The following is a 6504-nucleotide window of genomic DNA, read 5'->3' on the forward strand; positions in this document are numbered from 1 at the left end:
GCGCTCTTCCGCGCCTGTGTGCTTGTCCTCCAGGTCGTCCGCAATGTCCTCGAGGCGGTGCAGGATTGTCTCGAGTGTCCGATCCTGGCCGAACAGCTGCTGCCTCACGTAAGCGGACACGTTGCCTTTGGATCGGACCTCCAGTTCTGCCTTCTCGGTCTCTGAAACGCGAACGTTGATGTTCGGCATCGAACCATCCTCCGTGTTTTACTCTATGTTTTACATCAAATCCTATAATTCACGGTGGTTTAGAGGGTAAACGTTTTACGCTGGTATAACGCAAAGACAACAATTGAAGAAGGTGATTCCTTAAAAATCAGCGACTTGGCAATGCTTCGCATTGCGTATGGTGTATGGCTCGTTAAGGGCCTTCAGAGGCCCGTGACGAGCCATCAGCGTTAAGGAGAGGGCCCCTTCCGTTTCATCGGAAGGGCGGAAGGGCATGAGACATAAATGGGACATGTCGGGTACAGAAGTGGGACACATCGGGGACATCCCATGCGCATCAGGTCAGGAACAGGGCATTGAGGGGACACCAAGCGACAAGCGCTTGGGAGAGGAAGCAGATAGGTAGCATCTAGGAAGCACATAGGAAGCAACAAGGTAGCGTTGAGGTAGCAGAAAAGTAGCAATGCGGAGAGGAACGCAAGAAGGACAGAAACGGGACATTGAGGGGACACAAAAGGGACAGGCAGCCGCAACTAGGGACACCAAAGGGACCGCTGAGGGACAAAAGGGGGACAGGTAAGGGACATGAACCCTGGATCGGAACGCCGCTGCAAAGCGGCTCGCAGGTCCCCTTGGCGGCGGCGCTCCACCTATCAAGATAAGCCGCGTAATCTTGCATTTTGGGCGATGCGTGGGGGTGACCCATCGGTGGAAACCCCCGCTAATCGTCCGAGAGGCTGAAATCTTCTTTCAAGCGCGCAACGTCATGTTCCACTTGGCTGAGGTCGTAAGGATCTTGCTCTCGCAGTTGACCACTGAGTTCCATCAGACGGAGATCCAACATGACCGCAGCGTCATGGGGCTGTAATCGGAAAGCCAAGGGGTTGAATTGGCGGGCAAGCAGGAGATAGCGCCGGGACGCATCAGCGTTGCCGGCGTCGGCTGCCTCCCGTGATAGCTGATGCAGCCGGCGAAAGAGTTTTGACCAGCGGCCCCTCAGGCGACAGTCCAGCACGTCGTATGGCAGATCCCGCGTTTCGTACATACGAAATCCTCAGAGTGATGGGGGCGAAGGCAGGATTCTCACGCTGACCGCGTGAGTGGCACCCGGCACTTCAGTTTCGCACGTGCGAAATGAAAGGGGGTTTCCGCTGATGATGGCAAGATTTCGATTTCGCACGTGCGAAGCCCTCTGTAGGGGACAAACCGGAGACATAGTGGTGACATCTTTTCCGAATCGGAAACAGCCTCGATTGTGTGGGAACAAAAGGGAAGCATCTAGGGTAGAGCAAGGGTAAGAGAAAGCCGCTCTACATGACTGGTCCACTGGTCACATGGAGGAAGGTCTCATGGAGCTAGATACTGTTCTGAGGGGACTTCTGCTGTTCTCGCCCGTTATAGCGGGCATCGTTTTAACCATTTATGCCCACCGTGTGCTGACTTAGATTGGACAGTTTATCCACGGTTCACCGGTAAGATGTCTTTTTTATCAGTAGGTTACTCATTCATCGTGGCTGCTTTCGGTCATCCACGTAAGATGCGTGAACGAATTTACGTGTAGGTGATGAAACTAGGCCCTCAGGAGGTTATGATATACGTGTATATCATCCCTTAGGAGGGACTGTCCATGTTGGCAATCCGACTACCCAGCGACATTGAGGAACGCCTCGAGGCGCTGGCCAAGGCCACCGGTCGCACCAAGACCTATTACGCCCGTGAGGCCATCCTCGAGCACCTCGAGGACCTGGAGGACGTCTACCTGGCCGAACAGACCCTGGAACGCCTGCGCCGTGGCGAGGAAACCACGCATTCCCTGGACGACGTGGAGCGTGAGCTTGGGTTGGCAAATTGAGCTGACGGGCACTGCCCACAAGCAGTTGAAGAAGCTGGGTCATGTCGAGGCCAAGCGCATCCGTGATTACCTGCGCGAGCGGGTTCAGCCGCTCGAGGATCCGCGACAGCTGGGCAAACCGCTCCAGGGCCAGCTGGGGGAGCTGTGGCGCTATCGGGTGGGGGACTATCGGCTGATCGCCCAGATCGAGGACGAGCGCGTATGCGTGCTCGTCGTGCGCATTGGGCACCGCAAGGAAATTTATCGGTGAGACATGCTTAGATTGGCCTGACTAAGGGGGAGTCTTCGGAAAGGTTGGCGACTGCCAGGGCGAGGTCGTAGGTATATTGCTCGTCGCCGTACCCATCGCTGTCGTTAGGCTCCAGCATGATCGTGCAGGTATTCCCCTTGACCATTAGGACACGCCAGTCAGGGCCTTCGATCTCTTCCACGATAAACACTCTTCCTCCGCCAGAGACGTGTTGGCTCTCTTCTGCTGACAAGTTTGGCATTGTCACGTGATCGCCTTTTTCAGCCATTGGAATCCGTCCCATCTTTAGTGCTTTGGCGCTGTTTGGCGTTCTCGATGATCGCCTCCATCTTAGCCATCACCTCATCATGGGGGATGTTAGGTCGCGGATCGTCCAGGCTGCGCTGGACACGCTCACGAAACCAGCGGTCATAGCTGTCGGCCTGTTCCTGAGTCTCGAACTCGCTGATACGTGGATCCAGTGGGGTACTCATGGTGTAACCTCCTCTCGGTTGCTTCCAGTCTAATCGGCATCGTCCGGTGTATCGTCCCTGAGTGCCTGAACCAGGGCCCGTAACCCATTGGGGTCGTCGTTGTTGTCCCTGGTCGCATTGTTCATACGCTCGCCCTGGTCTGGTGGTGGAGGCAGCCGTCGCAGGGTGGCCACCTCCTCGCGCAGCCGTCGCAGCTCCTCGCCCTGGTGCCGGGTCAGCTCGACCAGCTCGGCCAGTAGCCGCTCTGTTGCGGGTGTCGCATCGTCGCCGGTGGTGGGCGTCGCAGGTGTCGCGCTGGGTGTCGCATGGCCAGACGGCTCGCCATAGCAGCGGATCAGCTCCGACATGTCTAGCGCACGGCTTCCATTCGGCTCTAGCACCCATGACAGGCGGCCCGCCGCCATGTGGCGGTAAAGGGTCGCCCGGTGGATGCCAAAGAGGCGGGCTGCATCGCTAGGTGTCAGTCGCATAGTGTCGCATCACCGCTGTCGCGTCGTGTCGCAGGCACTCTATCCCGCATCCTCGGTGACAAGCTCGTAGGCTTGTCGGAGCTGTTCGGGAGTCACTGGTGGCCATGCATCACTCCTCGCGTTCGGACAGGGATGGCAGGTCAGGCTCTAGCCCCTCGAATTCCGGTTGGCTTGGCGGGTCCATTCCGTCCCCGCTGGGAAGCTGCTCGTCTCCTGCACCGAGCCGGGGGATCTGCTGCAATTCCGGGCCTTCCAGCTTCTCCGTCTGGTCACCTTCCGAGACGATCACACGCGCATCGAAGACCGCATAGCGCTGATTTTCCCGTTTGTCGGCCCATGCCACGCGCCGATTAACCACGTAAGCCAAGGCCCCGCCGCGCTCTGACCCAACGCGCATGGTCTGTATCCATTGCCCCTCGACAAGCTCCTTAACGGCTCGTTTTACCGTCGATACGGAGGAACCCGACAAGCTGGCCAAGGTGTTGTGAGAGGCGACCACGGCCCCCCGTGCGTTCATGTTGGCCACTAGGATATGCAGCAAGGCCGCTGCGCGAGGCTTCGACCGCACTAAGGCTGCCCATTTTTCGTGGGAAGCTCGCTCAGTCTGGACCCATGATCCTCTGACCTGGGGTGAGGTCATCCGTGACGTGCTATCGTTCATGTCTGCTCGCTACCGATCAGGTATGTGGGTCAAACATAGCAAGGTATCGATCATATGTGAACGGTACCGATCAGGGTAGGTCACAGCTGGTGACCTAGGGGTAGGTCACAGCTGGTGACCTACCCCCTATATGTAACTTACTGATTTTAAAGGAGTCTATATTTCGCCCCTTCTTATGATCTAGGGAAGGTGCAAGTTTGCACCCCAAACCTGAACTAGCCTCCCGATTTTTTGAGCGCTATGCGCTCACCTACCCTCCGGTCGCTTCGCTCCCTCCGCCCCTCGCTTCGCTCGGCCTAACCCCCTAAATGCCTCGACAAGTCGAGAAGGGGCGCGGTCGAGCCGCTTCGCGGCTGCGCGCCCCAAGGGACGGCTACGCCGTGTCAACACGTGCAGGCTCGCCCCAACCCCTGTTCAGCAGGGCGGTGGGCTGTCCGCCCACCCAACCCCCGTGATCGGCGCTACGCGCCTTCATGCGTGCGCTGAACGCGCACCACCATCCCAATGCTTCGATGGGCAGCTAGTCTCTCCGACCTTTCAGTGACAGTGATCTCTCGATCCAGAGTGAGAGATGGACCATGTCCAACGGTTTACAGAATTTCACAATTGCCCTGACACGGAACTACGGGCACCGCCGCCAGCGAATCTCCGATTCGCGCAGCGGGGGTGCCGAACAACCGAGCGAAGCGAGGGCGTTAGTCCCGTTCCAGGGTGGAACAAGACTCAGGTTCGCCTCTATATGTCATTCCGTGGGTAGCTCCATATGACCGCTTATTGCTGCGTACGGAAAGCAACATATGGAGTCGGCAATAGAGCCACCCCCTAAAGCCAACCCCATGCGGGTCGGCGCTGGACGCGCCTGGAACCCGCATCAGGGCTGCGCCCTCTGCCTTTCCGTCTGCCGCTGAACGCGGCTTCCGTCGGGCATTCACCCGGCCATCGTCCTGGCTGCTCCGCAGCCGGACTCGTTGGCGCTTCAACCCGTGTGGCTTGGATGCCACTGAAGCACCAACGAGTCCGCCTGGCTTCGCCGTCGGACGATGGGGGCAAGCCCCCACTGCCGATCGGCCACTGGGGTGGCCTGTCCTGTGCGCTGGGGCACGACTCGGCAGCGGCTCCCCCAACCCTCGGCAGAGCCTCGGGGGCTCTCCCTGGACGGGCTCGCCCCACTCGCTTCGCGATCGGTTCCCCCGCCATCGCCGAAGGCGATGGCAAGCGGCCTGCCTATGCAACGCAGCGGCAGGCCGTGGCTGGTGGCAGCCTGATACGATATGAGCACAGTGTGATGGCCCAGGAGGGCGATATGCGACGAGTGGTGACGCCAGATGACTATGTGCGAGTCGAGGGGGACGAACTGGAAGCGTTGGCCCCGCTGTTCACGGATCCAACCTATGTGCTGCGTCACGATCCCCGCGTATGCCCTGGAAACCCCTGCTCAGCCCCCGAGGAAGGCGCGCAGGCGTACAATCGATACCACAGCAGTACGAGAGTGCCGGAAAGGCTAGAAATGCTTCTGAGGCGCGCACAGGACGATATAGCACTATGCCGCCTGATCGTGCAGATTCACGATGCTCCGGACGGGAACGAGTGCCTACGGTTGGCCATCGAGGCGGTTGAGCCTGCGGCCTTTGACCTGCGCGACGAGATCCAGGCGCTGCCTTCGAGCACCTACTTGGCGCTGCGTAACCAGGTCATCCAGGCAGATGGGATGCCTAATAGACGGTGACATGACGGCGTGATGTCCCGCTATCTATTTCGCACGTGCGAACTCCGTCGGTGTGGAAAATCGGACACGCAGAAACACCAAGGCCCGCCGAAGCGGGCCTTGGTGCTCGACAATGGTTTCTAACTGGAGGTTAGAGCACCTGGATGTTTGAGGCCTGAAGGCCTTTTTGCCCCTGAGTCACGTCAAACGAGACCTGTTGGCCATCTTGCAGGGATTTGAAGCCATCAGCCTGAATCGCTGAGAAATGGGCGAACACATCATCACCGCCATCAGCGGGAGAGATGAAACCAAAACCTTTAGCGTCGTTGAACCACTTAACTGTGCCAGTTGTCATGATCGAATTCCTTAGCGCGAAGCGCTTTTCGTACGTTTGCCGGGTACTACCCCAGATGAAGCAGGTAAAACAAGGGGATATAACCAAGCTGCCGAATCATTCGAGTACAACTGACATATGCGACTTGCTAACCAACTGCGTGTCACGGTCCCACGCCGAACGGGGGGAAGTCAAACGTAATCGCCTAGGGGATAGCGGCACTATCCGGTGACCCGCTCTCGAATTTCGCATATGCGAAACCTGCCGGCGTCAGGATCTGTTTTTCTTCCTCTTTTTCTTTTTCTCCAGATGTCGGCTCAGGAAGAGCCCACTGAGGAGGGGGATACTCACCAGCAAGATCAGAACTAGTGTCGGGGAGACGTCCTGCCACATATGTTTTGCCTCCTAGAATCTCGGCTTGCCCAGCTACTCTAGCGGATTTCCAGACTCCCAGACCTGCATGCCCACCCGCGCGATCTCGCTCTGCGCCATCTTTCGCGTGTCGGGTTTGACCGTCCTCCGCATCATCAGCAGCAGCTCAGCGAGCATCGGCATCACGTCACGGGCGACGATAGTGTCCGGGCGCTCATA

General features: G+C 58.3%; 10 protein-coding genes. 3 read left to right on the top strand and 7 right to left on the bottom strand.

Annotated features, from left to right (window positions below; all coding sequences use genetic code 11):
- The coding region (locus A9O65_RS15320) for a hypothetical protein (protein ID WP_146077112.1) at window positions 1–189 on the bottom strand (189 nt) is incomplete at its 3' end.
- 700 nt (window positions 190–889) lie between these two features.
- The gene (locus tag A9O65_RS15325; RefSeq protein ID WP_064702544.1) at window positions 890–1213 is read right to left on the bottom strand and encodes a hypothetical protein; all 324 of its coding nucleotides are present in this window, start codon (window positions 1211–1213) and stop codon (window positions 890–892) included.
- A 582-nt stretch (window positions 1214–1795) separates the two neighbouring features.
- Between A9O65_RS15325 and relB (A9O65_RS15330) the strand changes: the two genes are divergently transcribed.
- Together relB (A9O65_RS15330) and A9O65_RS15335 are read left to right on the top strand one after the other, a co-directional pair.
- Window positions 1796–2020 (top strand): type II toxin-antitoxin system RelB family antitoxin, encoded by a 225-nt coding sequence (gene relB, locus A9O65_RS15330; protein WP_064702545.1) that lies wholly within the window; start codon window positions 1796–1798, stop codon window positions 2018–2020.
- Entirely contained in the window at window positions 2004–2270 is a 267-nt protein-coding gene (locus tag A9O65_RS15335; protein WP_064702546.1) for a type II toxin-antitoxin system RelE family toxin, read from the top strand. Before relB (A9O65_RS15330) ends, A9O65_RS15335 begins: the two co-directional genes overlap by 17 nt.
- A 7-nt stretch (window positions 2271–2277) precedes the next feature.
- Here A9O65_RS15335 and A9O65_RS15340 read toward each other — a convergent pair whose 3' ends face one another.
- From A9O65_RS15340 to A9O65_RS17495, 4 genes are all read right to left on the bottom strand, one after another.
- Window positions 2278–2538 (bottom strand): hypothetical protein, encoded by a 261-nt coding sequence (locus tag A9O65_RS15340; RefSeq protein ID WP_064702547.1) that lies wholly within the window; start codon window positions 2536–2538, stop codon window positions 2278–2280.
- On the bottom strand, window positions 2531–2743 hold the full coding sequence (relB, locus tag A9O65_RS15345) for a type II toxin-antitoxin system RelB family antitoxin (RefSeq protein WP_064702548.1): 213 nt from the start codon (window positions 2741–2743) through the stop codon (window positions 2531–2533). Before relB (A9O65_RS15345) ends, A9O65_RS15340 begins: the two co-directional genes overlap by 8 nt.
- A 29-nt stretch (window positions 2744–2772) precedes the next feature.
- Complete coding sequence (locus A9O65_RS15350) at window positions 2773–3090, bottom strand: hypothetical protein (protein ID WP_064702549.1); 318 nt, start codon at window positions 3088–3090, stop codon at window positions 2773–2775.
- A 232-nt stretch (window positions 3091–3322) separates the two neighbouring features.
- Complete coding sequence (locus tag A9O65_RS17495) at window positions 3323–3610, bottom strand: hypothetical protein (protein WP_254783152.1); 288 nt, start codon at window positions 3608–3610, stop codon at window positions 3323–3325.
- Between the two features lie 1567 nt (window positions 3611–5177).
- Between A9O65_RS17495 and A9O65_RS15360 the strand changes: the two genes are divergently transcribed.
- Window positions 5178–5600: a hypothetical protein gene (locus tag A9O65_RS15360; protein ID WP_064702550.1), complete on the top strand. Its 423-nt coding sequence runs from the start codon at window positions 5178–5180 to the stop codon at window positions 5598–5600.
- A 130-nt stretch (window positions 5601–5730) separates the two neighbouring features.
- Here A9O65_RS15360 and A9O65_RS15365 read toward each other — a convergent pair whose 3' ends face one another.
- Entirely contained in the window at window positions 5731–5934 is a 204-nt protein-coding gene (locus A9O65_RS15365; protein WP_064702551.1) for a cold-shock protein, read from the bottom strand.
- Window positions 5935–6504: the final 570 nt, after the last annotated feature.

This window comes from Halomonas caseinilytica (assembly GCF_001662305.1).
GTDB lineage: Bacteria > Pseudomonadota > Gammaproteobacteria > Pseudomonadales > Halomonadaceae > Halomonas > Halomonas caseinilytica.